At 71.0% G+C, this 23617-nt stretch carries 25 protein-coding genes and 1 pseudogene; 11 read left to right on the top strand and 15 right to left on the bottom strand.

Features of this window, described 5'->3' with window-relative positions; genetic code table 11:
- The first annotated feature begins 26 nt into the window (after positions 1 to 26).
- The 3 genes from ACFWAR_RS10820 (at position 27) to ACFWAR_RS10810 (ending at position 3306) form a co-directional block, all read left to right on the top strand.
- A complete protein-coding gene (locus ACFWAR_RS10820) occupies positions 27 to 281 on the top strand; it encodes an SCO4848 family membrane protein (RefSeq protein ID WP_385775320.1) in 255 nt (84 codons plus the stop codon).
- The gene (locus tag ACFWAR_RS10815; RefSeq protein ID WP_385775318.1) at positions 278 to 1615 is read left to right on the top strand and encodes a metallophosphoesterase; all 1338 of its coding nucleotides are present in this window, start codon (positions 278 to 280) and stop codon (positions 1613 to 1615) included. Before ACFWAR_RS10820 ends, ACFWAR_RS10815 begins: the two co-directional genes overlap by 4 nt.
- A gap of 134 nt (positions 1616 to 1749) precedes the next feature.
- Complete coding sequence (locus tag ACFWAR_RS10810; protein ID WP_385775379.1) at positions 1750 to 3306, top strand: ABC transporter substrate-binding protein; 1557 nt, start codon at positions 1750 to 1752, stop codon at positions 3304 to 3306.
- A gap of 31 nt (positions 3307 to 3337) precedes the next feature.
- On the opposite strand, the gene ACFWAR_RS10805 is transcribed toward ACFWAR_RS10810, so the two are convergent.
- The 3 genes from ACFWAR_RS10805 to ACFWAR_RS10795 are packed head-to-tail and all read right to left on the bottom strand — an operon-like array spanning position 3338 to position 4944.
- The gene (locus ACFWAR_RS10805) at positions 3338 to 4123 is read right to left on the bottom strand and encodes a TetR family transcriptional regulator (RefSeq protein WP_385775316.1); all 786 of its coding nucleotides are present in this window, start codon (positions 4121 to 4123) and stop codon (positions 3338 to 3340) included.
- A complete protein-coding gene (locus ACFWAR_RS10800) occupies positions 4105 to 4536 on the bottom strand; it encodes a thiol-disulfide oxidoreductase DCC family protein (protein ID WP_385775314.1) in 432 nt (143 codons plus the stop codon). The genes ACFWAR_RS10805 and ACFWAR_RS10800 overlap by 19 nt, the downstream gene beginning before the upstream one ends.
- Positions 4537 to 4539: 3 nt before the next feature.
- Positions 4540 to 4944: a hypothetical protein gene (locus tag ACFWAR_RS10795; RefSeq protein ID WP_385775312.1), complete on the bottom strand. Its 405-nt coding sequence runs from the start codon at positions 4942 to 4944 to the stop codon at positions 4540 to 4542.
- 154 nt (positions 4945 to 5098) lie between these two features.
- On the opposite strand from ACFWAR_RS10795, the gene ACFWAR_RS10790 reads away from it, so the two are divergent.
- Positions 5099 to 6421, top strand: coding sequence for a serine/threonine-protein kinase (locus tag ACFWAR_RS10790; RefSeq protein WP_385775310.1), 1323 nt, complete (start codon positions 5099 to 5101; stop codon positions 6419 to 6421).
- Positions 6422 to 6448: 27 nt separating this feature from the next.
- Here the strand turns inward: ACFWAR_RS10790 and ACFWAR_RS10785 are convergent, their stop codons facing one another.
- The 7 genes from ACFWAR_RS10785 to ACFWAR_RS10755 all read right to left on the bottom strand — a co-directional run bounded on the left by ACFWAR_RS10785 (position 6449) and on the right by ACFWAR_RS10755 (position 11976).
- A complete protein-coding gene (locus ACFWAR_RS10785) occupies positions 6449 to 6964 on the bottom strand; it encodes a hypothetical protein (RefSeq protein WP_385775308.1) in 516 nt (171 codons plus the stop codon).
- Positions 6965 to 7018: 54 nt separating this feature from the next.
- Entirely contained in the window at positions 7019 to 7624 is a 606-nt protein-coding gene (locus tag ACFWAR_RS10780; protein ID WP_385775306.1) for a Uma2 family endonuclease, read from the bottom strand.
- A gap of 207 nt (positions 7625 to 7831) precedes the next feature.
- Positions 7832 to 8599: a succinate dehydrogenase iron-sulfur subunit gene (locus ACFWAR_RS10775; protein ID WP_351046800.1), complete on the bottom strand. Its 768-nt coding sequence runs from the start codon at positions 8597 to 8599 to the stop codon at positions 7832 to 7834.
- On the bottom strand, positions 8599 to 10353 hold the full coding sequence (gene sdhA, locus ACFWAR_RS10770; RefSeq protein WP_385775304.1) for a succinate dehydrogenase flavoprotein subunit: 1755 nt from the start codon (positions 10351 to 10353) through the stop codon (positions 8599 to 8601). Before sdhA ends, ACFWAR_RS10775 begins: the two co-directional genes overlap by 1 nt.
- Positions 10354 to 10364: 11 nt before the next feature.
- Complete coding sequence (locus ACFWAR_RS10765) at positions 10365 to 10856, bottom strand: succinate dehydrogenase hydrophobic membrane anchor subunit (protein ID WP_385775302.1); 492 nt, start codon at positions 10854 to 10856, stop codon at positions 10365 to 10367.
- Positions 10857 to 10861: 5 nt separating this feature from the next.
- A complete protein-coding gene (sdhC, locus tag ACFWAR_RS10760; protein WP_385775300.1) occupies positions 10862 to 11242 on the bottom strand; it encodes a succinate dehydrogenase, cytochrome b556 subunit in 381 nt (126 codons plus the stop codon).
- A 152-nt stretch (positions 11243 to 11394) separates the two neighbouring features.
- On the bottom strand, positions 11395 to 11976 hold the full coding sequence (locus ACFWAR_RS10755) for a 2-oxo-4-hydroxy-4-carboxy-5-ureidoimidazoline decarboxylase (RefSeq protein ID WP_385775377.1): 582 nt from the start codon (positions 11974 to 11976) through the stop codon (positions 11395 to 11397).
- Positions 11977 to 12325: 349 nt separating this feature from the next.
- Between ACFWAR_RS10755 and ACFWAR_RS10750 the strand changes: the two genes are divergently transcribed.
- Together ACFWAR_RS10750 and ACFWAR_RS10745 are read left to right on the top strand one after the other, a co-directional pair.
- On the top strand, positions 12326 to 13114 hold the full coding sequence (locus tag ACFWAR_RS10750; RefSeq protein WP_385775375.1) for an RNA polymerase sigma factor: 789 nt from the start codon (positions 12326 to 12328) through the stop codon (positions 13112 to 13114).
- The gene (locus ACFWAR_RS10745; protein ID WP_385775298.1) at positions 13114 to 14160 is read left to right on the top strand and encodes a hypothetical protein; all 1047 of its coding nucleotides are present in this window, start codon (positions 13114 to 13116) and stop codon (positions 14158 to 14160) included. The genes ACFWAR_RS10750 and ACFWAR_RS10745 overlap by 1 nt, the downstream gene beginning before the upstream one ends.
- Before the next feature lie 220 nt (positions 14161 to 14380).
- Here ACFWAR_RS10745 and ACFWAR_RS10740 read toward each other — a convergent pair whose 3' ends face one another.
- Positions 14381 to 15253 carry a L,D-transpeptidase family protein gene (locus tag ACFWAR_RS10740; RefSeq protein ID WP_385775296.1) on the bottom strand — a complete coding sequence of 291 codons (873 nt, stop codon included), beginning with the start codon at positions 15251 to 15253 and terminating at the stop codon, positions 14381 to 14383.
- A gap of 203 nt (positions 15254 to 15456) precedes the next feature.
- Here ACFWAR_RS10740 and leuE point away from each other — a divergent pair, with 203 nt between their 5' ends.
- Positions 15457 to 16110 carry a leucine efflux protein LeuE gene (leuE, locus tag ACFWAR_RS10735; protein WP_385775293.1) on the top strand — a complete coding sequence of 218 codons (654 nt, stop codon included), beginning with the start codon at positions 15457 to 15459 and terminating at the stop codon, positions 16108 to 16110.
- Positions 16111 to 16129: 19 nt separating this feature from the next.
- On the opposite strand, the pseudogene ACFWAR_RS10730 reads toward leuE, so the two are convergent.
- Together ACFWAR_RS10730 and ACFWAR_RS10725 are read right to left on the bottom strand one after the other, a co-directional pair.
- Positions 16130 to 16578: pseudogene (locus ACFWAR_RS10730) on the bottom strand (NUDIX domain-containing protein).
- Positions 16579 to 16649: 71 nt separating this feature from the next.
- Positions 16650 to 18005 (bottom strand): tetratricopeptide repeat protein, encoded by a 1356-nt coding sequence (locus ACFWAR_RS10725; protein WP_385775291.1) that lies wholly within the window; start codon positions 18003 to 18005, stop codon positions 16650 to 16652.
- A gap of 194 nt (positions 18006 to 18199) precedes the next feature.
- On the opposite strand from ACFWAR_RS10725, the gene ACFWAR_RS10720 reads away from it, so the two are divergent.
- The 4 genes from ACFWAR_RS10720 (at position 18200) to ACFWAR_RS10705 (ending at position 21258) form a co-directional block, all read left to right on the top strand.
- Entirely contained in the window at positions 18200 to 18958 is a 759-nt protein-coding gene (locus tag ACFWAR_RS10720; RefSeq protein ID WP_385775289.1) for a hypothetical protein, read from the top strand.
- Positions 18959 to 19039: 81 nt separating this feature from the next.
- Positions 19040 to 19951, top strand: a complete 912-nt coding sequence (locus ACFWAR_RS10715) for a phosphotransferase family protein (protein WP_385775287.1) — start codon at positions 19040 to 19042, stop codon at positions 19949 to 19951.
- Entirely contained in the window at positions 19952 to 20644 is a 693-nt protein-coding gene (locus tag ACFWAR_RS10710) for a class I SAM-dependent methyltransferase (RefSeq protein ID WP_385775285.1), read from the top strand.
- A gap of 14 nt (positions 20645 to 20658) precedes the next feature.
- Positions 20659 to 21258 carry a hypothetical protein gene (locus tag ACFWAR_RS10705; protein ID WP_385775283.1) on the top strand — a complete coding sequence of 200 codons (600 nt, stop codon included), beginning with the start codon at positions 20659 to 20661 and terminating at the stop codon, positions 21256 to 21258.
- On the opposite strand, the gene ACFWAR_RS10700 is transcribed toward ACFWAR_RS10705, so the two are convergent.
- Both ACFWAR_RS10700 and ACFWAR_RS10695 read right to left on the bottom strand, forming a co-directional pair.
- Positions 21185 to 22567 (bottom strand): polysialyltransferase family glycosyltransferase, encoded by a 1383-nt coding sequence (locus tag ACFWAR_RS10700; protein WP_385775281.1) that lies wholly within the window; start codon positions 22565 to 22567, stop codon positions 21185 to 21187. The two genes, ACFWAR_RS10705 and ACFWAR_RS10700, sit on opposite strands and share 74 nt — an antisense overlap.
- Positions 22564 to 23541, bottom strand: coding sequence for a glycosyltransferase family 2 protein (locus ACFWAR_RS10695; RefSeq protein WP_385775279.1), 978 nt, complete (start codon positions 23539 to 23541; stop codon positions 22564 to 22566). Before ACFWAR_RS10695 ends, ACFWAR_RS10700 begins: the two co-directional genes overlap by 4 nt.
- Between the last annotated feature and the right edge of the window lie 76 nt (positions 23542 to 23617).

Here is a 23617-nt window from a genome sequence, read left to right as displayed (position 1 = left end):
CTGGGGACGGAACCGATACTGGGCCCATGAGACTCAGCCGCGCCGCATCCTGGTTCCTGCTCGCCTTCGGGGTGTGGAGCTGGTTCATCTGGACGACCTTCGTATCGAACCTGTGGAAGGACGGCAGTGGGCTCGCCTTCGACGACGCCGGTGACCCCACCGCGTACTTCTGGGTGCACCTGACGCTCGCCGTCGTGTCCTTTCTCCTGGGGACGGGTGTGGGGATCATCGGGTTGCGCGGGGTGCGGGCGCTGCGGCGTGGATCACGTGGTGAGCAGTGACCGTCCTGGTCTTCGCGCTGGTCGCGCTCGCGGTGCTGGCCCTGTTGGTGCTGGTGCACCGGTGGGTGTGGATCCGGCTGGTGCGTGACACGACCGCGCCGGGCGGGTGGGCGCGGCGGGTGCTGACGGGGTGTGTGATCGGGCTGCCGCTGCTGTCGGTGGCGGCGTTGGTCGCGGGGCGGGCGGGAGCGCCGTTCTGGGTCCAGCGGGGGGTTTCGTGGCCGGGGTTCATGTGGCTGGCGCTGCTGTTGTACCTGGTGCTGGCCCTCCTGGTGGCGGAGCCCTTGCGCCTGCTCCTCCTCCGCCGCCCCGCCTCACACGCCGACGGGGCTGAAAGCGGCGCGCCCGCCGCGTCCCCCGTTGCCTCCGGCGGCGCTGGATACGCGCCGCCAGATCCAGCCCCGCCGGCGTTTGAGGCGCCGCCGGAGGCAGGATCGGCCGGCCCGGCGCTTGAGGGCTCCACAACGGCCGCCCCCGGTGGGTCCGGGCCCGGGTCCGGAGACGGGAGCACCCGGCGCGTGTTCGTGGCCCGGGCGCTGGCCGGGGCGGCGGTGGCGGCCGCGACGGCCACCGTCGGCCACGGCACGTACGGCGTCCTGCGCGGCCCCAAGGTCAAGCGCGTCACCGTCCCCCTCGCCAAACTCCCCCGCGCCGCCCACGGCTTCCGCATCGCCGTGGTGAGCGACGTGCACCTCGGCCCGATCCTCGGCCGCGCCCACACCACCCGCATCGTCGAGGCCGTCAACGCCACCCAGCCCGACCTGATCGCGATCGTCGGCGACCTCGTGGACGGCTCGGTCCACGACCTCGGGTCGGCCGCCGAGCCGCTGGCCCGGCTCCGCGCCCGGCACGGCAGCTTCTTCGTGACCGGCAACCACGAGTACTTCTCCGGCGCCCAGCAGTGGGTGGACCACGTCCGCGAGCTCGGGCTGCACCCGCTGGAGAACGCCCGCCAGGAGCTGCCGTACTTCGACCTCGCGGGCGTCAACGACGTCGCCGGCGAGAGCGAGGGGCACGGCCCGGACTTCGACCGGGCCCTGGGCGGCCGCGACCGCGACCACCGCACGGCCGTGCTCCTCGCCCACCAGCCGATCGTGATCCACGACGCGGTCCGCCACGGGGTGGACCTGCAACTTTCGGGGCACACCCACGGCGGTCAGCTGTGGCCGGGAAACTACCTCGCGGAACTCGCCAACCCGACCGTCGCGGGTCTGGAACGATACGGGGACACGCAGCTTTACGTGTCCCGGGGAGCCGGTGCGTGGGGACCCCCCGTAAGGGTGGGGGCACCCTCTGACATCACCGTCGTTCAACTCGCCTCATACCAGACATAATTCCTCGGACCCGGCACCGAAACGCCCTTCCACCCCCGAATTTTCCGTGATTGGGTGACCGGTAATCGGATAAATATGCGCCAGCAGCGGACGTGCGGCTCGGCGCGGGGTGGGCTATGAGGAGTTCTGGGATGCTGCGGTCTGTCCGCTCTAAGATCATCGCGGCCGGGCTGGTCCTGGGCACAGTGGGGGCCGGGGCCTGGGTGCTGCTGCCCGACGACGCCGCCGGACATGGCGCGATCACGGTGGGTACGACCGACTCGGTCTCCTCACTGGACCCGGCGGGGGCGTACGACGCCGGTTCCTGGGCCCTGTACAGCAACGTCTACCAGTCGCTGCTGACCATCAAGCCCGGATCGGACGTACCGGTCCCGGACGCGGCCACGGCGTGCAAGTTCATCGGGGCGAAGCTCACCACGTACCAGTGCGAGCTGCGCACCGACGTGAAGTTCTCCAACGGGCGCGCGATCACGGCCGAGGACGTCAAGTTCTCCATCGACCGGATCAAGGCGATCAACTCCAAGCAGGGCCCGGCGCCCCTGTTCAACACGCTGGAGTCGGTCAAGGCCGAGGGGCGGACGATCACCTTCAACCTCTCCGCCCGCGACGCCACGTTCCCCTTCAAGATCGCGACGGGCGCCGCCGCGATCGTCGACAAGGACAACTACCCGGCGAAGGCGCTGCGCGAGGACGACAAGGTGGACGGCTCCGGGCCGTACGTCCTGGGCGCCTACAAGGACGGCGCGAGCGCCGAGCTGAAGCCGAACCCGGCCTACAAGGGCGCGGTCAAGACGGCCAAGTCGGCCGTCACGGTCAAGTACTTCAAGGACTCCGACTCGCTGAACGCGGCCTGGAAGGACAAGGGCATCCAGGTCGCCCACCGGGACATGCCCCCGGAGGTCCTGGCGGGTCTGAACCCGAGCCTGAAGGACACCCGCTACCAGGAGTCCGGCGGTACCGAGACCCGCAGCATGGTCTTCAACGTCCGCCCGGGCTCGGCGATGGCGAAGCAGCCGGTCCGCCAGGCGATCGCCGCCCTGCTCGACCGGTCGAAGATCGCGGGTGACACGTACAAGGGGACGGTCACCCCGCTGTACTCCACCGTCCCGGCCGGCATCGCGGGTCACAGCACGCCCTTCTTCGACACCTACCCGTCGCCGAACGCCGCGACCGCGAAGAAGCTCCTCAAGGACGCCGACATCGCGACCCCGGTCAGCTTCAAGCTCGGGATCAACGTGCGCGGTGTGAACGTCGCCGAGGCCGCCGAGATCAAGCGGCAGCTGGAGTCCTCGGGCCTCTTCCAGGTGCAGGTCGAGGCCGTGCCGGTGTGGGAGGACTTCCAGCGGGACTACGCGGCGGGCAAGTTCGACGCCTACACGATCGGTTGGATCCCCGACTTCCCGGACGCGGACAACTTCACCGCCCCGCTCGTCGGCGCCGACTCCAGCATGAACAACGGCTTCGCCGACAAGACCGTGGGCGACCTGATCACCCGTACCCAGTCCTTCTCGAACCGCGGCGAGGCGGCGAACGACTTCCGCGAGCTCCAGCGGGTCGTCTCCCAGCAGATCCCGATGCTGCCGATCTGGCAGAAGAAGGACTACGTCCTGTCCCGCGAGGCCGTCACCGGGGCCCAGTACCTCTCCGACGGCACGGGCGTGTGGCGCCTGTGGGAGCTGAACTGGCTGTGATGCCGAGCGGCCTGCGGAGGCGTCGGACGACTCAGTCGTCCGACGCCTCCGGCGTTTGCGCCTTGCCCGCCTTCGAGAAGCGGGAGGCCTTCTTCGTGGAGGCGGCGGCCTGGGCCATGCCGGGCAGGAAGTCCGCGAAGAGTTCGTGCAGTTCGCGCACCAGCGGCCGCAGCACGCGGAAGCGGGCCAGGACGATCCCGCGGGTGGTCAACTGCGCGCCGCGCTCCGCCAGTCGGCGGGTCTTCTCGCTGTTCTCCGAGCGGTCGAAGACCCAGTAGAGCACCAGCCCCATCTGCGAGAGCCACATCAGCTCCGGCAGTACGTCGGCCAGTTCCTCGGGCACCTTGGTCTTCGCCCCGGCCAGGACTTCCTTGTGCATCTCGATCGCCTGGCGCCGCGCCGGTTCGGACTCGGCCGAGAACGGGCTGAGCGGACTTTCGGGGTCCGCCGCGTTCTTGAAGAACTGCGCGGCGAACTCGTGGAAGGGCTCCGCGATGTCCAGCCAGCTCAGGAAGACGCCGGCGAGACGCTTCTGCAGGTCGCTCTCGTTCTCCAGGATCGGCCGGACGGCAGCCTGGTGGGAGCTGCCGATCCGGTCGTAGAACCCCTGGACCAGGTGTTCCTTGGACTCGAAGTAGTAGTAGGCGTTGCCCACCGAGACTCCGGCCTCCTTGGCGATGCCCCGCATGGTCGTCTTGTCGTAACCGCGTTCCTGGAACAGCTTCAGGGCGGTTTCGAGGATCAGCGTGCGGGTGTGTTCGCTCTTGGGAGCCTTCTGATCAGTCACGGTGTCCGACCTTATCGGGGTACGACGCATTGGTCGTCACAGACCGCCTCACCGGCGGGATCCTGCGCGGAGCGGACGGCTCCGCGCCAGGCGGCCGCGGCGAGCATGGTGGCCCGGGCGAAGGGCCGTCCGGTGGCCGTGGCCAGCCAGTTGGCCTTCGGGCGGTGTTCGGCGAGGGCCCACAGGGTCACGATGAAGGCGTCCGTGCCGGTCCACACCTGGCCGCGGTCCCCGATCACCGTGATCTCGCGTCGCGTCGCCGCGTGGTCGAGTCGGGGGAAGCGGTACCGGGCCCCCTGCGACCCGGCGGGGATCAGTGCCAGGGGGACCAGGCAACGCTGGCTCAGCAGCCAGTTCCTGATGTGCACGCAGAGCGGGCACTGGGCGTCGTAGAGGACGACGAGCTTCTGTACGGGTGCACTCGGGACGCCGGCGGTGAGCATCGGTCAGGCTCCGGCCGGGGCGGTCCAGCCCTGCGGCGCGACGGGCGGGGTCTGCTGGCGCTCCATGATGCCCCGGCGGCGGATCTTGTTCAGCACCCACACGTTGCCGAGGTGCATGACGCCGAGGACGAGCAGGACGACGCCGAGCTTGACCGAGAGGGCCTCGAAGATCCCGCGGGGCTCGGTGATGGCGTAGTCGGCCTGGAGGTAGAGGGCCACGAAGCCGAGGTTCACGAGGTAGAACCCGACGACCAGCAGGTGGTTGACCGCGTCGGCGAGCTTCTCGTTGCCCTGGAGCACGTCGGCGATGAAGGTGCGGCCGTTGCGGGTGAGGGTGCGGGCCACCCAGACGGTGAGGCCGACGCTGACCAGCAGGTAGATGACATAGGTGAGGACGGTGAGATCCATTGCCCCGGCTCCTTGAACGTGTTCAACTGCTTGACGTTGATGACTGTAGACCGAGTTTTGAACACGTTCAAGCGAATGGCGCGAGGAATCTTCGGCCGGTCGGGGGTCCGCCGACGCCCTACGGGGTTCGGGGTGCCTGACGTACGATCCGCCCATGGGGGAGCTGTTGACGACGGGCACGACCCTGGCCCAGGGCCGTTACCGCATAGAGGGGTTCATCGGCGGCGGCGGGATGGCCCAGGTGTACCGGGCCCGCGACGAGCGGCTCGCGCGCACCGTGGCGCTCAAGGCGATGCGCGGGGACCTGCCGCACGACCCGGGCTGGGCGGCCCGGTTCCGGCGCGAGGCGCAGGCGATGGCCGCGCTCAGCCACCCCAACGTCGTGGCGGTCCACGACACCGGGGAGGAACCCGGCCCCGGCGGGGGCGAACCCGTCCCCTTCATCGTCATGGAACTGGTCCCCGGCCGCAGCCTCGGCGAGCACCTGCGCGAGCGCGGCCCGCTCCCGGCGGCCGAGGCCCTGGACCTCGCCGCCCAGGTGCTCGCGGCCCTGGCCGCCGCCCACGCGCAGGCGCTGGTGCACCGGGACATCAAGCCGGCCAACGTCCTGCTGACCGGCGACGGCACGGCCAAGGTCGCCGACTTCGGCATCGCCTCGACGGCGGAGAGCGCGGACGCGGGCCTGACCCGGACCGGCACGGCCATCGGCACCCCGTCCTACATGTCCCCGGAGCAGGTGGAGGGCAGGCGGGGCGTGGACGGGCGCTCCGACCTCTACTCGCTGGGCGTCGTCCTCTTCCAGATGCTGTCCGGGCGGCTGCCGTTCGAGGCCGAGTCGGGGTACGCCGTCGGCTACCTCCACGTCCACGCCCCGCCGCCGACGCTGGCCGAGGTCGGCATCGAGGTGCCGCGGCCCGTCCAGGGGCTCTTGGACGCGGCGCTGGCGAAGCGGCCGCAGGACCGCTTCCCGGACGCGGCGACCATGCGGGCCGCGGTGCTGGCGGCGGCCCGCGCCCACCCGCCGACGGAGGTGCTGCGGACCTCCGTGCTCGGGGAGCAGGCCCCGGCGCCCGCGCGGTCCGCACCGCCCCGCCCGCTGCCCGCGCTGCCCGCCACGGCCCTGTTCGCGGACCGGCGGGCCCCGTACCCGCCCATGGCCCCGGAAGGCCGCCTACGGGGCGCCCTGCGCTTCCTGCGCGGCATGCCGAAGCCTTCGCGCGGTGCGGTCAAGTTCCTTTGCTTCGCGGCCTCTTACCTGATCGCCTGGCGCTGCGTGGCGATCGTGCAGGCGGGCGGCTGGCCGCCGCTGGTCGTGGTGGCGGTCGGGGTCGGCTGCCTCTGGTACGGCGGCGCGAAACGGGGCGACCGCATCCGGGGGCCGGTCTCCTTCTTCCACGAGCTGCTCACGGCGGTCGGCTGGCTCTTCTACGGGGGCGGCGCGCTGGTCATCGCGGCGACGTCGCTGATGCGGAAGTAGCGGGAGGCGGCCGGAACCGGCGGGCCCTCAGATGCTGAGCGAGCGGGCGTAGTTGAGCTGGTTCATGACCCAGGGGAAGGTGTTCATGTCGACGGCCGGGATCATCGTGGCGTGGTGGCGACCGCCGCTGGTCACCGTCACCTGGATGTAGCCGCTGGTGACCTTCTCCTTCATCAGGAGGAAGAGCAGGCCGAGCAGGCAGAAGACGGCGAAGACGACCGCGAGCACGATGGACGAGGTGGGGATCTTCTCCTCGGTGCGCGAGAAGTCCGTGGCGTTCCACATCGCGCCCTTGAGCGGCATGGTCCCGCTCGGGGTGATGATCTGGTCCCCGGCGACGGTGATGTCCCCGAGGGCGAAGGACGCCATGCCGGGCGCCGCGTACGGGACGCCCTGACCGCCGAGCGTGGGCTGCTGGTAGGGCGGGGCGTCGGGATAGGGCTGGGGGTATCCGTACCCCGGGTTGCCGGGCTCCCACTTGGGCTCGCCCGATCCACCCTGCCCGGGACCGCCTGCGTACGGGTTCGGCTGCTGCTCACTCATACGGCCGATCTTTCCACAGTCCCCGCACGGGGCCCACGGGAATGCGACCCGGCATCAGGCCCCGGTGAGCTCCCCGGTGATCTTCATGCCCCTGGCCGGCCCGTCGGGGATCGTGACGGGGGTGCCGTAGCCGACGCGCGTCCTCGACCGGTACGCGCCCTCGGCCGGGTCGGGCGAGCTGAAGACGGTCACCGTGCCCTCGTTGTCGAAGTCGTCGATGACGAGGTAGACGGGCACGCCGGCCTGGGCGTACCAGCGCTGCTTGCGGATGTGGTCCCGACGGTGGGCCTCCTTGCCGGGGGAGACGACCTCCGCGACGAGCGGGACGCGGGTGGCGTCCACGCCCAGTCCGTCCTCGTCGGGGATCTCGTCCAGGTCGCCAGGGCCCAGGAACAGGTCGGGGATGCAGACCTTCCTGCCGTGGATGACGTTCATGTCTTGGTAGACGTCGAGATCGCTGTCGGCCAGACGGGCCTCCAGGACCCTGCGCAGGCGGTGGATCAGTACGCCGTGGCGGCGACGGCCGGTGGGAGACACCTCGATGGACCCTTCGATGATCTCGGCCCGGTAGCCCTCCGGAAGGTCCATCGCCTTCCAGGCCTGCCAAAGGACCTCATCGAGCCCCGGGTCGTACGGGATCTCATGGGCGAGAGCGGACATGGGAAGCACCTCCTTCTCTCAGTGTGGGTGCGGACAGCGCTTCGGTTCAAGCGACGTCGGGGACCGTACCGCCGTTCGCGTGCCGCCCCGCTCCGATGAAAGGTTCATCCGGACGGTATCCACTCCCGGGGGTGAAACGCGCGAAGGCCCCGCCCCCCGGTGCGAACACCGGGGGGCGGGGCCCTCGTACGAGCACGGACCCGGGGGTCAGAAGCGGCGCGTGATCAGGGCGCGCTTGACTTCCTGGATGGCCTTCGTGACCTCGATGCCGCGGGGGCACGCGTCGGTGCAGTTGAAGGTCGTGCGGCAACGCCACACGCCGTCCTTGTCGTTCAGGATCTCCAGGCGCTGCTCACCGGCCTCGTCGCGCGAGTCGAAGATGAAGCGGTGCGCGTTGACGATCGCCGCCGGGCCGAAGTACTGGCCGTCGTTCCAGAACACCGGGCACGAGGACGTGCACGCGGCGCACAGGATGCACTTGGTGGTGTCGTCGAAGCGCTCGCGGTCCTCGGCGGACTGCAGGCGCTCGCGCGTCGGCTCGTTGCCCTTGGTGACCAGGAACGGCATGACGTCCCGGTACGCCTGGAAGAAGGGCTCCATGTCGACGATGAGGTCCTTCATCACCGTGAGGCCCTTGATGGCCTCGACCGTGATGGGCTTCTCCGGGTTGATGTCCTTGATCAGCGTCTTGCAGGCGAGCCTGTTCTTGCCGTTGATCCGCATCGCGTCGGAGCCGCAGATGCCGTGCGCGCAGGACCGGCGGAAGGTCAGCGTGCCGTCGAGGTCCCACTTGATCTTGTGGAGACCGTCGAGCACGCGCTCCTTCGGGTCGATCTCGACCTGGAAGTCCTGCCAGGTCGACTCCTCCGAGATCTCCGGGTTGAACCGGCGGATCCGGAAGGTGACCGTGATGAACGGGGAGGCCGCGGCCGCCGCTTCCATCTCGTCCGTCTTGGACATGGTCGGGGTGGCCATCAGTACTTACGCTCCATCGGCTGGTAGCGGGTGACGACGACGGGCTTGTAGTCCAGCCGGACCGTGTCCTTGCCGTCGGCGCCGACCTCGCGGTACGCCATGGTGTGGCGCATGAAGTTGACGTCGTCGCGGTTCGGGTAGTCCTCGCGGTAGTGACCGCCGCGGGACTCCTTGCGCGCCAGGGCCGAGACGGCCATGACCTCGGCGAGGTCGAGCAGGTTGCCCAGCTCGATGGCCTCCAGCAGGTCCGTGTTGAACCGCTTGCCCTTGTCCTGGACGGAGACGTTCAGGTACCGCTCGCGCAGCTCCGCGATCTTCTCGACCGCGGTCTTGATCGTCTGCTCGGTGCGGAACACCATCACGCAGGCGTCCATCGTCTCCTGGAGCTCCAGGCGCAGGTCGGCGACCCGCTCCTTGCCCGTGGAGTTGCGCAGCCGCTCGACCTGCTCGACCACGAGCTCCGCCGGGTTCTCCGGCAGGGCGACGTAGTCGTTCTCGGCCGCGTACTTGGCCGCCGCGATGCCCGAGCGCTTGCCGAAGACGTTGATGTCCAGCAGCGAGTTGGTGCCCAGGCGGTTGGCGCCGTGCACGGAGACGCAGGCGACCTCGCCGGCCGCGTACAGGCCCGGGACGACGGTGGTGTTGTCCGAGAGGACCTCACCCTCGACGTTGGTCGGGATGCCGCCCATGGCGTAGTGCGCGGTGGGCTGGATCGGGATCGGGTCCGTGTAGGGCTCGATGCCGAGGTAGGTGCGCGCGAACTCCGTGATGTCGGGCAGCTTGGCGTCCAGCTGCTCCGGCGGGAGGTGCGTCAGGTCCAGGTACACGTGGTCACCGGCCGGACCGCAGCCGCGGCCCTCGCGGATCTCGGTGTAGATGGAGCGCGAGACGACGTCACGGGACGCGAGGTCCTTCATGACCGGCGCGTACTTCTCCATGAAGCGCTCGCCGTCCTTGTTGCGGAGGATGCCGCCCTCACCGCGGGCGCCCTCCGTCAGCAGGATGCCCATGCGCCAGATGCCCGTCGGGTGGAACTGGAAGAACTCCATGTCCTCCAGCGGCAGACCGCGCCGGTAGCAGGCCGCCTGGCCGTCACCGGTGAGGGTGTGCGCGTTGGAGGTCACCTTGAAGAACTTGCCCGTGCCGCCGGAGGCGTAGATGACGGACTTCGCCTGGAAGACGTGGATCTCGCCGGTCGCCAGCTCGTAGGCGACGACGCCGGCCGACTTCTGGACCCCGTCCTCCTCCACGAGGAGCTGGTCCAGGACGTAGAACTCGTTGAAGAACTCCACGCCCTCCTTGACGCAGTTCTGGTACAGCGTCTGGAGGATCATGTGGCCGGTGCGGTCCGCGGCGTAGCAGGACCGGCGGACCGGGGCCTCGCCGTGGTTGCGCGAGTGGCCGCCGAAGCGGCGCTGGTCGATGGTGCCGTCCGGCGTGCGGTTGAACGGCAGGCCCATCTTCTCCAGGTCGAGGACGGCGTCGATGGCCTCCTTCGCCAGGATCTCGGCGGCGTCCTGGTCGACCAGGTAGTCACCGCCCTTGACCGTGTCGAAGGTGTGCCACTCCCAGTTGTCGTCCTCCACGTTGGCGAGCGCGGCGGCCATGCCGCCCTGCGCGGCGCCCGTGTGGGAGCGGGTCGGGTACAGCTTCGTGAGCACCGCGGTGCGGCTGCGCTTCGTCGACTCGATGGCCGCGCGCATGCCCGCGCCACCGGCGCCGACGATGACGGTGTCGTACTTGTGGATCTTCATCAGGAATCGCCTCAGCCCGTGCCGCGGATGTTCGGGTCGAAGGTGAAGATCACCAGCGTGCCCAGAAGGATGGTGAACACCGTGGCGGTGTAGAGCAGGCCCTTCAGCCACAGCCGCGTGTTGGCGCGCTCCGCGTAGTCGTTGATGACGGTACGCAGACCGTTGGCGCCGTGCAGCATCGCCAGCCACAGCATCAACAGGTCCCAGACCTGCCAGAACGGCGAGGCCCAGCGGCCCGCCACGAAGGCGAAGCCGATCTTGGACACGCCGCCGTCCAGCACGAGCTGGATCAGCAGGTGGCCGATGACCAGGACGACGAGCACGATGCCCGAGAGGCGCATGAAGAGCCACGCGACCATCTCGAAGTTGCCGCGGGTCGCGCGCGGGGTCTTGCCGGTGCGCTTGCGCGGGGCCTCGATGTACGGCGCCGGGTTGTCGACGTCGTAGAGGCTCACGCCCTCCACGTCGCTGATGGCCTGGGCGGAAGAAGTGTCAGAAGACATGCGTGTCACTTCCCGAACAGTGTGAGGTAGGCGTGGTGCAGGACGGGGTACACGGCCCCGGCCATCAGCACGACCCAAACGCCCACCACGGACCAGAGCATCTGCTTCTGGTAGCGGGGGCCCTTGGACCAGAAGTCCACGGCGATGACACGGAGACCGTTGAGCGCGTGGAAGAGGATTGCGGCGACGAGGCCGTACTCCAGCAGCGCGACGATCGGTGTCTTGTAGGTAGCCACGACATCGTCGTACGCCTCGGGGGAGACGCGGACGAGAGCGGTGTCGAGGACGTGTACGAACAGGAAGAAGAAGATGAGGACGCCGGTGACTCGATGAGCCACCCAGGACCACATTCCTTCCCGGCCGCGGTACAACGTTCCAGCCGGCACGGAAAACCCTCCGGAAGCGGGGCGGGGGCCAGCCGGCTTCTTTGTCGGTCGGGCCCGGCCGGGTACGGTCCTCCGGCCCCGGACATCGTAGCGACGCTTTGTCGGTTCCCTTGCGCGGGGGCCATCGGTGTGATCAAACAGGCACGGACGGACTATCCCACAGGAGCGAAACGCCCCAATTCAGGCGCGCCATCGGTGGTCCCGAGGTCGGCCCCGCCCGACATGTGCCGGAATCCCACGAGCTGGGCGAGTCGTGAACCCGCGACCCGGCGCAGCTCGTCGGCCGACGTGGCCCGCTCCTCGTCCACCTCGTGCGCCATCCGCCGCCGGATCGCGGCCAGCACCTGGTGCGCGTGCTCCTCGGCCGGATGCCCGTCGAGGCAGATGACGAAGGCGTGGCCGAATTTCCGTTCGTACTCGGCGTGCGCCGCGCCCAGCGCGAGGTGCGCGGCGTACGGGGCGTCGGGGTCCAGCTCCGCCGAGGACTCCTGGGCGAGCGCCTGGGCCAGGTCCGCCTGGCGCAGGTCGTACGCCGCCTCGTCCGCGGCGGCCAGCAGCGCGTCCAGGTCCGGGTACGGCCGGTGCTCGGCCACCCGGTGCGCCCAGCGGTCGCTGCCGCAGCAGCGCAGCAGGGCCTCCCGGGCGGACTCGGCCGACGCCGCGTTGAACCGTGCCAGCGCGCTGCCGCGGACCTGCGCCGGAAGGTGGCTGGACAGCGTGGGGCTCCTCGGGATGCCGGTGGGGTGTCACGCCACGCTATCGACGTGGAGGCCGGGGCGACGTACGCAACCGCGGATTTCACCCGGAAGAGAGCCGAAAGGAGGAGATGGGGCGGGTTGTGCGCAGTTGTGGAGGGGAAGGCGGCCGAGACCGCCACCCCCCACAGGAGAGGCCCCGGCCGCCATCCGTTACGGGCTCGTGCGACAAGCCCGTACCCCTGTCAGCGCCGCAAGTGCGTTTTGTGTCACACCTCGCTTCGCGCACGGTTGGTTGCAGGTTGTACAACGCGTGGACGGGAGCCGCGACACGCCGTAACGTGCTGATTTGCGCCAGACGTACAGGACAGTGAACGGGTTGGGGACTTTGCTGGGGGACGACGCGGAGCTGACCGCCGCGGTGCTCGCGGCACAGGACGGCGACGAGAGCGCGTTCCGTACTGTGTACCGCGCGGTGCACCCGCGCCTGCTGGGGTATGTCCGCACGCTCGTCGGGGACGGCGACGCCGAGGACGTGACCTCCGAGGCCTGGCTGCAGATCTCCCGCGACCTCGACTCCTTCACCGGCGACGCCGACCGCTTCCGCGGCTGGGCCGCGCGCATCGCGCGCAACCGCGCCCTCGACCACATGCGGATGCGCGGCCGACGCCCCGCCATCGGCGGCGACGAGAGCGAACTCACCGGCCGCGCCGCCGACTGCGACACCGCGGGCGAGGCGATGGAAGCCCTCTCCACCGGCCGCACCATGGCCCTGATCGCCCAGCTCCCGCAGGACCAGGCGGAGGCCGTCGTGCTGCGCGTGGTCGTCGGCCTCGACGCCAAGAGCGCGGCCGAGACCCTGGGCAAGCGGCCCGGCGCCGTGCGCACGGCCGCGCACCGCGGGCTCAAGCGGCTCGCCGAGCTGATCGTGAGCGAGAACGACCCCGGCTCGGGCACGGGCACGGGCGCGGGCGGCGGGGCGGGCGGCGGGCGCACCGTGGGCCTCGGGGATAATCGGCCGGGCCGCACCGGTGACGCAAGCGGCGGCGGAGCCTCCGGGGACACCGGTGGCGGCCGGGATCTGGACGCCGTACCCGCCCAGCGGGGCCGGTTCGGGGGACTCGCGGAGCGAACCGGTGTGACGCATTCACGTTGGCGGACGCAGAAGGACATGTGATGGCCGACGATCGCACCAGGTGGCTGGACAAAGCCGCGGCGGACAGACTGCTGCGCGGTGAACCGGTGGACCCGAGCGGCGACTTCCGCACCCGCGCGGACGCCGCCCGGCTGCGCGACGCCCTGGACTCCCTCGCTCCGCGCGCGGCCGCCACCACCGAACTGCCCGGAGAGGCCGCCGCGCTGGCCGCCTTCCGCGCGGCGCGCCCGGACCGTGCGGCGGGCACCGCCGCCGTGGGGGGCGCCCTTGGCGGCACCGCGGCTGCCGCCGCCGGTGCGGAGCCGCTGGTCGCCATCGTTCCCGTACCGACCCCGACCGCGGCCGGGGGTGCGGGCGGGACGCCCCGTGCCCCGCGCCGGGTCGGGGCCTGGCGCCTCGGCCTCGCGGCCGCCGTCGCCAGCGTGGCCATCGGTGGCGTCGCGGCCAGCGCGGCCACCGGCCTCTTCGACCGCGCCCTGCACCTGAACGCCGGTCCCCTGCCCACGGCCGAAATCAGCGTCGAGGCCACCCCGGAGCCGGTCGGCGGCACCGCCCCGCCCAGCGTCGAGGCCCCCCGGTGGTCGCGGCCGTCGGACGCGGGCAGCACCCCGGGCGGCCCGCACACCCCCGGCCCGGAGGGCCGCGCCACCCCGGGCGCCACCGGCGCCGCGGCGAGCGGCGGGAACAACGGCGGAGCGGGCGGTACGGACGGCACGGGCGCCACCACGGGCAACGGTGCGGGCAAGGACAACCGCGAGCACTTCGGGATCACCGAGGGCGGTGGCGCCGGCGAGGGCAAGGACGCCCTGCGCGGGGCGGCCGACCTGTGCCGCGACTTCAATTCCGGGCGGCTCAGCGGCGACCGCGAGAACCGGTTGAACCTGCTGGCCAAGGGCCGGCAAAAGGTCCAGCGCTACTGCGACGAGCTGCTGCGGACCACCCCGGGCACCCCGCCGAAGGGGACCGGCCCGACGGACACGCTGCCCGTTCCCGGCCCCGGACCGGGCCCGGGCACCGGGGACCCGTCGGGTGCGGCGGGCTCGCTGGGCCTGCGCCTGCGCCGCTGAAACGCGTCGCGCACACCTGCTCTGACCTGGCTGTAACACTTTTCGAACCACCGGCGCAGTAACAAGTGAGCCGACTGGTCATCGGCCGCGCATGAGCCGGGGTTCCCCCCGTACCCCTGGGCTCTGCGCAACCTGGCGCGGGCGGGGTTCGTTCCCCCGGCCCTGCCCGCGCCTCTTACTTCCCGTCTCCCGGCCACCGCCCCGCGGTCACCGGCGCCGGTCACCAGTAGACGACGACCTTGTCGCCGACCTTCACCTGGTCGTAGAGCGCCGACAGCTTCGCCTTGTCGCGCACGTTCACGCAGCCGTGCGAGGCACCCGCGTAGCCGCGGGCCGCGAAGTCCGACGAGTAGTGCACGGCCTGGCCCTCGCTGAAGAACATCGAGTACGGCATCGGCGTGTGGTAGATCGTCGAGACCCAGTCCTTCGCCTTCCAGCCCACCGCGAACTCGCCCTCGCGGGTCGGGGTGTTCTCCGAGCCGAAGCGCACGTCCATCGACGAGACGACCTTGCCGTCGATCATCCAGGCCAGGGTGCGGCTCTCCTTGCTGATGCACATCACCCGGCCCTTCATGCAGCGCGGGTCCGGCGCGTCGACCTGGTTCGTCGTCGGCGACATCTCCTCGGCGGTGGGCTTCTTGCTGACGCTCTGGACCTTCTTCCAGGTGGCGTCGTCCACCGAGCCGGACACGGTCAGCTGGTGCTTCGTCTGGAAGGACTTGACCGCCGCGATCGTCTTGGAACCGTAGAAACCGGTGGGGGTCGCGCCGAAGATGCCGAGCTGCTTGAGCCGCGCCTGGAGCTCGCGCACCGTGTCGTCCTCCGTGCCCTCGGCCATCAGGTACTTGACCTGCGAGGCCGGGGAGGCGGAAGCGGAGGGGGAAGCGGACGCCGAAGCGGACGCCGAGGGCGAGCCGTCGCCCGGCTTGTTGTCCTGGGGCGTGGCCGGGGCCGAGGCGGCCGGGCTGGAGGCGGCCGGACCCTTCGATTCCGACTTCCCCGGCCCACAGGCGGTGGCGGTGGCGGCGAGAGCCACCGCGGTGGCCACTCCGAGCGTGCGGATGACGACTCTCTGGCGGTTCAGGCGGTGCATGGCAGGTCCCCCGGTTTCTATGACGTGTAACTAGACGATGCCTCGCGGGCGCGGATAGTTGCGGGCGCTCCCGGGATGTTGCGCCTTTGTGACCGGAGGCCGCTGCGGAGACGTTCTACCAGGCCGGGCCCCCTCCTCGCGGCGGGCAGCGGGGCGTGTACGGGCACTATGTTTCGGCCACCTGGTTCTGAGACACTCCGGACATGTATGGCGTCACAGACCTTCCGACCTACCTCGCCGGCCTCGTCCTGATCATCCTGCTGCCCGGCCCGAATTCCCTGTACGTGCTGTCCGTGGCCGCCCGGCGCGGCATACGCACCGGATACAAGGCCGCCGCCGGGGTGTGGACCGGGGACACCGTGCTGATGACCCTGGCGGCGGTGGGCGCGGCCTCGCTGCTCCAGGCCAGCCCGGTGGTGTTCGGGGTGGTGAAGGTGCTGGGCGCCGGCTACCTGTCGTGGCTGGCGGTGGGGATGCTGCGGGGGGCCTGGGCGATGTGGCGCGCGCGGGGGGCGGAGCCCGCGACGGTTGCCGCCGCTGCCGCGGGGGCTCCCGCCGGTCCGGAGCGGCCGTACCGCCGGGCGCTGCTGATCAGCCTGCTCAACCCGAAGGCCATCCTGTTCCTGATGTCCTTCTTCGTGCAGTTCGTCGACCCCGCGTACCCCTACCGGGGGCTGTCGTTCCTGCTGCTGGGCTCGCTGCTGCAGTTCGGGAGCTTCCTGTACCTGACGCTGCTGATCTTCGGCGGCACGAAGCTCTCGGAGGCGTTCACCCGCCGCCGCCGCCTCTCGGCCGGCGCCACCTCCCTGGCGGGCGTCCTCTTCCTCGGCTTCGCGGCGAAACTGGCGACGAGCTGAAAGCCCCGTCCGGTCGTGCTCAGGCCGCTGGCCAGCCACTGAGGGAGACCGCTGTGCCGCCGCCCAAGTAGTGGCGGAGGGCGTCGGCCGTGGTGTCGACGAAGGCTTCGGGGATCGAGGCGGCGTCGATCCAGCGGACCTGGGAGTGCTTTCGGGGTTCGCGGTTCTCGGGTTCGCCGGTCCATTCGTGGGTCGCGAAGACGACCGTGAGGAAGCCGTTGGGGGCCTCGACGCCCCATGCGCCGTGGATGACGTGGGCGACCTTGAGGGACTCGGGCTTCACCGTGAGGCCCGTCTCCTCGTAGAGCTCGCGGACCGCGGTCTCGGTGATGGGCTCGCCCGGCTCGTTCTTGCCGACGGGGAGGTCCCACATGCCCCGGGCGAACTTGGCGTTCTCGCTCCGCTGGAGCAAGACGACTCGGTGGCGGCCTGGTCGTGGACGATGACCGGCTGCACCGGCCAGGCCATCGAGGCCCCGGCAGGGTCACGGCGTGCGCGTTGACATTGGCCCGGCACGCCGCGATGGCAGTGCAGGTACGTCAGGCGAGGGATTCGCGAGCGCGGCGGGCTAGGTCCGCAGCGCCCGGGACTTTGCGGCGCTGGTAGATCGCCAGGGTGGGACGGATCGAGGTAATCGCTTTACGGGTGCGGTCAGACGTCATGCCCTCCATGAGGCTGAGCGACTGGGCCCAGGCGGCGACGGCTTCGTCTGCACGGGCCTGGGCGGCGAGGCTGTCCGCGAGGTCGGCGTAGGTCAGGGCATGTACGCGCTTGAACTTGACCGGGTCCCAGCGAGTCAGGGCGTCGCGGTGCTGTCGTTCAGTGCCGATGAAGTCCTTCATTTCCGTCAGCGCCTTGGCAGTGTGGCTGGCCACGGTGCCGGCTGCCGGGCCGCTCAGCAGGGAGAAACTGGGCTGTGCGCCGCCCTCCCGAAGGAGGGCGTCCTCAGCAGCGAGCAGAGCGCGGCTGGCAGGAGCCTTCTCGCCGACGGCCGCCCATGCACGGGCATGGGTGATGTGGAGCAGTGCCTCCGTCTGTCCGTCAACATGGCCGAGTCCGCGGGCGAGGGCGCCTTCGACAAGGTCGACACAGTGGCGAGGCTGCTTGAGCTTCAGGGCTTGGTGAGCCAACGAGCGCATCATCCAGGCGGCATGACCGTGCGGATCGGCCTCGTAAGCGAGCTGGTAGCCCACGTGGTAGTAGTGCTGGGCTGCGCCCTCCTGGCCCAGGTCGTGGTGTTTCCACCCGGCCAGGTAGGCGAGTTCGGCGACGGCCCCGAAGGCAGCCCGCCTCAGCAGCTCCGAGGGGAAGCGTCCGCGGAGCATCGGGGCTGCCGTGTCTGCGAGATAGGCGGTGACCGTAGTCAGGCCGTGGCCACCGCCGAGGCGTTCGTCGGCGGCGCTGAAGGCTGCCGTGATCTGCCGTACGACGTCGATGTCGTCGCTACCGACCAGGGAGCGGGCGGTACGGGCGCGGAGCATCCGGGAAGTGGCTTCGTGGTCGTGCAGGAGCGGCATGGCCACGCCGGCCGTGGTGAAGGCGGCGATGGCCAGGAAGCGTCGGCGTTCGACGTCCGCCCGGCCGAGGTCCGTGACGGCGGTGACCGGGTCGGCGTCCGGCCGCGACTGCGCGTCGGTCGATCGGAGGCCGAGCTGGGCCCGGGTGACGACGCGTCCCAGCCGGCGGGAGAGGGCCTCGGCGAGGTACTGGCCAGCTTGGCCGGACGGCGAGCGGGTGCCGTTCACCCAATGGGAGATCGCCGACTTGTTGGTCTGGAGCAGCTCGCCGTTCTCGGCTGCGATGCGGCGGACCTCCCTGGCGAGTGCGTCGTACGTGCACCCGGCGGCGTCGATCGTGTCGCGCAGGCGGGGGTTGGGGGTGCTCGGCGCTCGCACGATCGCCTCCGGTCCGGAGCTGTAAACCGCGTATACCGCTTGGCCTCGGTCACACCGTACCCACTCTGCGTAGCGGGCTGTTCACTTATCGATAGCTGCCCCCACCTTCGGGTCGGCGACCCTCAAGTTCCGTACGCCCCAAGGGGCTCGGGCATCCCCATGCCCGGACCCGGACGATCAGAGACGGAGACACGGTGACCACCATCGACACCATCGGCGCGGCAACCATCACGGTCGAGTTGCCCGACGCCTTCGATCCCCGCTGGAGCCGCTTGCCCGGCATCCGGGTGGACGGTCGACGCATCAGCATCGACCCGGCCGAGTACTTCTTCCGCTTCGAGTCCAACAGCTGGCTCGTCGCCGATTGGGAACTGGTCAAGTCCCGGTTCCTGGACGTGGACGAGACGACCGAGAGCGCGGTCGAACAGCTCGCGCTCGACTTCGTCAAGAAGCACTGCGCGTCCACGTCGGATGCCGCCCGCGTCCTGGCGACGGCGTACGGGGTCTACTCGTACCTCTTCCGCGAGGAGCACCTGGCCGGCCTCGGCCTGCCGCAGATCACCGCCGACCACCTGCGCATGCTGCGCGAGGCGGCCACGCTGATGGCGCTCAACAAGGTCGAGCTGGACGGGCACATCTCCAACGTCGGCCCGTGCTGGTTCTTCCCCGCCGCCACCTCCGTCGTCTTCGACCTCGACGAGGGGACGGGCGGGATGCTGGACGAGGTCTACCACGGTGGCTGGTTCAACGAGCGCCGGCGGATCGAGTCCATCAAGGCCCACGCCGCGCTCGGCGGCCGGCTCGTGCACGGCTGCCAGTCCGTGCCGGACCAGACCGGTGGCGTCGTCGCGCCTTACGGCGCCTCGATGGCGCACTTCCGCGACGAGCTGGCCGAGTTCAAGGCGGGCTGGATCGAGCAGGTCTACGCCCACCGCGTGACCGCAGCCGAGTAACCCCAACCCCGTACGGCGCCGGGGCGGACTGACCCGCTCGCCCGCCTCGGCGCCCACCAGCCCATTGGAGTCACCCCCCCCATGGACCAGAGTCTGACCGCCGCCCTGCTGGACGACCTGTGCACCCTCGTGGGCAAGCCCCTCCCCAAACGCTCCGAGATCCGTGTCTGGGGCATGTCCGGGGTCGAACGCGTCGTGTTCCCCGACGGCACCACGGCCGTCTTCAAGTACGCGAAGGAGCCCTTCGACCGTGAAGCCCAGGCGCTGCGGCTGGCCCACCGGCGCGGGCTCCCGGTTCCTGAACTCCACGCCACCGCGATGCAGGACAAGTGGCTCGGGATGCTCATGGACGACCTCGGTGCCCCGGGACGGGATGCCGATGACCTCGACGGTGTCGCCGCCGCCGTGATGCTCCACGCCGCCCGCCCGGCGGGCGGCCTTCCCCTTCTCGACGGCGAGGGCCTCGCTGCTCTGCCCGGCCGGGCCCTCGATCACCTCCAGCGGCTGCGGCAGTCCGACCGGTGGACGGACTGCGACGACATCGAGACCAGTCTGGGGAAGATCTCTGCTGCGGCTGAGGCCCGCGTCCAGGGGACGACGCTCGGCCCGTTCGGGTGGGTGCACTCGGAGTTCCACCCCACGAGCATCCACATCGGGGAGAACGGATGGCGCCTCCTCGACTTCGCCCGGGCCTTCACCGGACCCGGCCTGATCGACCTCGCCTCCTACCACGGCACCACCGCCGCGCCGAGCCCTGTGCGGTTGCGGGTGTTCTTGGAGCAGTACGTCGCCGCGGGCGGCCACGTGGACACCCTCGCCGCCCGGGGCGGCCTGGCCGCGGAGGCGTGGGCCCTGGGCTGGCACCGGATGTGGGTGGTCGAGTGGTTCATGGAGCAGGCCGTCCGCTGGATCGACGACCCGGCCAGGGACCCCGCGTACATCTCGGTCGTCCGCCGCCACTTGAGCGACGTGGTCCGATTCCTGGAGGTCTAGGTGTTCGCCCAGGTCTCCCCGTGGTACGCCCATGCCGCCCAGCGCCTCGCCGCCGGCCCGGCCCAGGCGCTTCCCGCACCGGCTCGGATGCAGTGGAGCACACACCCGGGTCTCGGCCCGGGCGCCGAGATCCTCGGCCCTGACCTGCGCGGCAAGCTGATTCTGGAACTGGGCTGCGGCTCGGGCCGCAACGTGGCCCACCTCGCCAAGCATCACCGGGCCCGCACCCTCGGTGTCGACCTCGTCGGACTCCAGGTACGCCGTGCCCGCTCCCAGTACGGTCACATCGCCGGCGCCACGTTCGCGGCGGGCCACGCCCTGCACCACCTCCGGGCGACCGGCCGGACCTTCGACGCGATCTACTCCGTCTTCGGGGCGGTCGGCCTCGTCGCCCCTGAGCTGCTGCTCGCCGCCGTTTCCCGACGTCTGGGGCCGGGCGGAGTCCTGGCCTTCTCCGTTCCGCACCCGGCCCGGGCCGGAAGACATCCGTCCACGGACGACCGTCCGCGCGAGGACTACGTCACCATGCCCGATCAGCGACGGCTGCCCATCGCCCGCTGGGAGTTCGACGCCCGCCGCTGGGGTGCCCATCTCGCCCGGAACGGTCTCCGCATCACCGCTGTATGGGAACTCCGCCACCCGAGTCGCGACCCGTGGCCCACCACCCTGCTGATCACCGCCCGCAAACGCTGACCCCGGAGGAACCGATGCCCCGTCCCTACCTGCTCCTGGACATCGACGGCGTCCTCATACCGTTCCCGGCAGGAGACGGCAGCACCCCGGCCACCCATGTCCGCCACACCGTCCTGCCCGCGGGGAGGCGGCCGGCCGAACCCGTGTCCGTCTGGCTCGACCCTAGCCACGGCCCACTGCTCGCCGGCCTCGTGACCAGCGGTCTCGTCACTCCGCTGTGGTGTACGAGTTGGCGCGGGGACGCCACCACGATCATCGGGGCGCTCTTGGGTCTGCCGGTCTTCCCCCACCTCGACCTCCCTCGGCCCCAGATCACCACGAGCCACCCCAACGGCTACCTCTGGAAACGCGATCACGTCGCCCAATGGCTCGGTGGAGCCCCCGTGGCCTGGATCGACGACGACTTCACCGACCTCGACCACATCTGGGCTGCCGAGCGCACAGCCGGCGGCAGCGCCACCCTCCTCGTCCAGCCGGACCCCTACGCGGGCCTCCAGCCGAGCGACGTCGCCGCTGTCCTGGAATGGGCGCGCCTTCGGCTCACTGGCGCACGAGGTGCCGGCGCATGCGGAGGGCGGCGCGGCGCAGGCGGCGGAGGGTGCGGTTCGTGGTGAGGGGGGTCAGGCGGGGCGGGACGGCGCCGCCCGGGAGGGCGAGGGCGGTCAGGCGGCGGCGGGTGAAGTACGGGCGGGTGCGCGGGGTCAGGTGCGCCGCCAGGTACGCCTCGGCTTCCGCGCGCCGCCGCGCCAGCACCTTCGGCTGCATCGTGAAGCCGACCGCCGTGAGGAGGGCCGCGAGGTCGGGGACCGGGGCCGCCGGGTCCGTGAGGTCCGGGACCAGGGCGTCCACCAGCACCAGCGGGATGCGGTTGCTGTTCTGGTACGGGGTGAGGCGGGCCAGGACCCGTTCCGTGCCGGTGCGGGCCACCGGGAGTCCGTACAGGGTGGCGGCCGTGAGCAGGGCGGTGGAGAAGCAGCCCACCACCAGGGCGGGGCGGACGCTCGCGTACAGGGTCTCGGCGAGCAGGGTCGCGGGCAGCACCCGCAGCGTCACGCCGAGCCGGGCCGCCTCCTCCCGCGCCCGCCGGGAGTAGTCGGCCGGGGCGCCGGGGTGCGGCTTGAACAACAGGCGCCGGTGCCCCCGGGCATGGGCGCCCCGCACCATCGCCGCGTGGAGCTCCTCCTCCTCGGCGGCCGTGAGCAGGTCGAGCGCGGACAGGTACTGGCCGAGGAGCAGGGCCGGGGGCTCGGGCTCGCTGTCGGCGTCGGCGTCGGCGTCGGGGGCCGCGCCCGGGTCCGGGTCCGGGGCGGTGAGTTCCGCCAGGACCTTCAGGAAGGCCTCCGTCGGGACCGCACGGGCCGGTACTCCGAACTCGGTGAGCAGCAGGGGCGCCAGCCCCGGTACGAGGTCCAGGTGCAGGACGCGCCGGACCCGCGAGCCGAGCGCGGGGTCGAGCCGGAAGCGGGTCGGGCCGTAGCTCATCAGGCCGTCGGCGTAGACCTCGACGGCCGCGCCGGGGAAGAGTCGGCACAGCGCCTGGGCCGGGGCGACCTGGACGGACTCGACGTACAGCTCGATCCGGTCGTCGCCCAGGCCCCACAGCGCGCGCAACTGCCGCTCCCACAGCGGTGCGTCCTCGGGGCGCGGGGTCCAGACCCCCGGGTGGAAGGGGGCGATCGTCTCGTTCCAGTCGATGACCCCGTCGAAGCGGGCGCGCAGCTCCGCGAAGCCGGGCGTCGCGGCGAGGCCGGGGGAGACCTCGGGGATCGGGGAGTTGTCGCTGGTCAGCAGGATCCGGCGGACCGGCGAGGGCGCGGGCGGGTCGCAGGCTCCGGAGTCGATGGCGGCGGCGAGGGTGGCCGTGCCGTACGCGGTGGACGCGAGGAAGAGCTGGGTGAGGCGCGCTTCCGCGGCCGCGCTCACGCCCCGGACCCCGTCGCCGCGTGCCGCCGGCGCAGCCGCCGCAGCAGGGACGACCGTTCGCCGTCCATCGAATTCAGTACGCCGTCCAGCAGTTCCCGCGGCATTCGCCCGAGCGCGTCGGCGCTCATCGTACGGAGTTTTCTGGCCACGGCCGGTTCGAACCTTTCGATGGATCCGATGTGGTGGGCGATAATTGCGCAATATGTGCGAACGGCTTTTGGTAGGAGGTCCGCAGCCTGTGGATCTTCGGCGGTGTCGGACAGGACCTGATCGAATGCGCGGATGAAATCGAGTTGGCGCTCGTCACCGATCTGCGTCAAGGACGTGGAAACCCCGCGCCGGTAGAAGACCCCGGGCAGCCCGACCGCGGCGAACGACCGCGCGCCGCGGTGCAGCCGCCAGATCCAGGGCCGGTCCTCCGCGGTCCGCAGCCCGTCCGTGAAGTGCAGCAGACCCCGGTCGAGCAGCCGCCGGTGGTACATCCCGGCCCAGGCGTACGGGTAGTCCACCGAGGTGGTCCGCCCGGCGGGCAGGATCGCGGTCCGCGGATCGGCCGCCACACCGTGCGGGCCGCAGGGCGCGGCCTGCACGACCCGCTCCCGGCCGGTCGCCCGGACGTGGTCCGTACGGACGAAGTCGCAGTTCAGGGCCTGGATGGCGGCCAGCGTACGGGCGAGGTGACCGGGGGCGAGCCAGTCGTCGCCGTCCAGGAAGGCGAGGTACTCGCCGCGCGCCGCGTCCAGCCCGGTGTTGCGCGCCGTGGCCAGCCCGCCGTTGTGGTCGCGGCGCAGGTGGACGGCCCCCGGCAGGTCGCGGGCGGCCCGCTCCAGCAGCTCGCCCGTCCCGTCCGTCGAGCAGTCGTCGACGAGGAGGAACTCGATGTCGTCCCGCGCGTTGAGTTCGAGACTTCGCAGGGCGTCCGGCGCGTAGGTCCGCACGTTGTAGAACGGCACGACAACAGAGAGCTTCAGCACCCGGGCGACGTTATGGGGGCGCCCGGCATTCGCCATGGACCGTACGAGGATTTCGTGTGAACGACGCACGGCGGCT

The organism is Streptomyces sp. NPDC059917 (genome assembly GCF_042730635.1).
Taxonomy (GTDB): domain Bacteria; phylum Actinomycetota; class Actinomycetes; order Streptomycetales; family Streptomycetaceae; genus Streptomyces.
Note: the sequence above shows the minus strand (reverse complement) of the source record. Positions and strands in the feature narration are given on the sequence as shown.

Coding starts and splice junctions, on each gene's coding strand:
- ACFWAR_RS10820 (WP_385775320.1), top strand. CDS start 27: ATGAGACTCAGCCGCGCCGCATCCTGGTTCCTGCTCGCCTTCGGGGTG.
- ACFWAR_RS10805 (WP_385775316.1), bottom strand. CDS start 4,123: ATGCGTCGTACCCCGATAAGGTCGGACACCGTGACTGATCAGAAGGCT.
- ACFWAR_RS10800 (WP_385775314.1), bottom strand. CDS start 4,536: ATGCTCACCGCCGGCGTCCCGAGTGCACCCGTACAGAAGCTCGTCGTC.
- ACFWAR_RS10795 (WP_385775312.1), bottom strand. CDS start 4,944: ATGGATCTCACCGTCCTCACCTATGTCATCTACCTGCTGGTCAGCGTC.
- ACFWAR_RS10790 (WP_385775310.1), top strand. CDS start 5,099: ATGGGGGAGCTGTTGACGACGGGCACGACCCTGGCCCAGGGCCGTTAC.
- ACFWAR_RS10785 (WP_385775308.1), bottom strand. CDS start 6,964: ATGAGTGAGCAGCAGCCGAACCCGTACGCAGGCGGTCCCGGGCAGGGT.
- ACFWAR_RS10780 (WP_385775306.1), bottom strand. CDS start 7,624: ATGTCCGCTCTCGCCCATGAGATCCCGTACGACCCGGGGCTCGATGAG.
- ACFWAR_RS10775 (WP_351046800.1), bottom strand. CDS start 8,599: ATGGCCACCCCGACCATGTCCAAGACGGACGAGATGGAAGCGGCGGCC.
- sdhA (WP_385775304.1), bottom strand. CDS start 10,353: ATGAAGATCCACAAGTACGACACCGTCATCGTCGGCGCCGGTGGCGCG.
- ACFWAR_RS10765 (WP_385775302.1), bottom strand. CDS start 10,856: ATGTCTTCTGACACTTCTTCCGCCCAGGCCATCAGCGACGTGGAGGGC.
- ACFWAR_RS10745 (WP_385775298.1), top strand. CDS start 13,114: ATGGCCGACGATCGCACCAGGTGGCTGGACAAAGCCGCGGCGGACAGA.
- ACFWAR_RS10740 (WP_385775296.1), bottom strand. CDS start 15,253: ATGCACCGCCTGAACCGCCAGAGAGTCGTCATCCGCACGCTCGGAGTG.
- leuE (WP_385775293.1), top strand. CDS start 15,457: ATGTATGGCGTCACAGACCTTCCGACCTACCTCGCCGGCCTCGTCCTG.
- ACFWAR_RS10715 (WP_385775287.1), top strand. CDS start 19,040: ATGGACCAGAGTCTGACCGCCGCCCTGCTGGACGACCTGTGCACCCTC.
- ACFWAR_RS10705 (WP_385775283.1), top strand. CDS start 20,659: ATGCCCCGTCCCTACCTGCTCCTGGACATCGACGGCGTCCTCATACCG.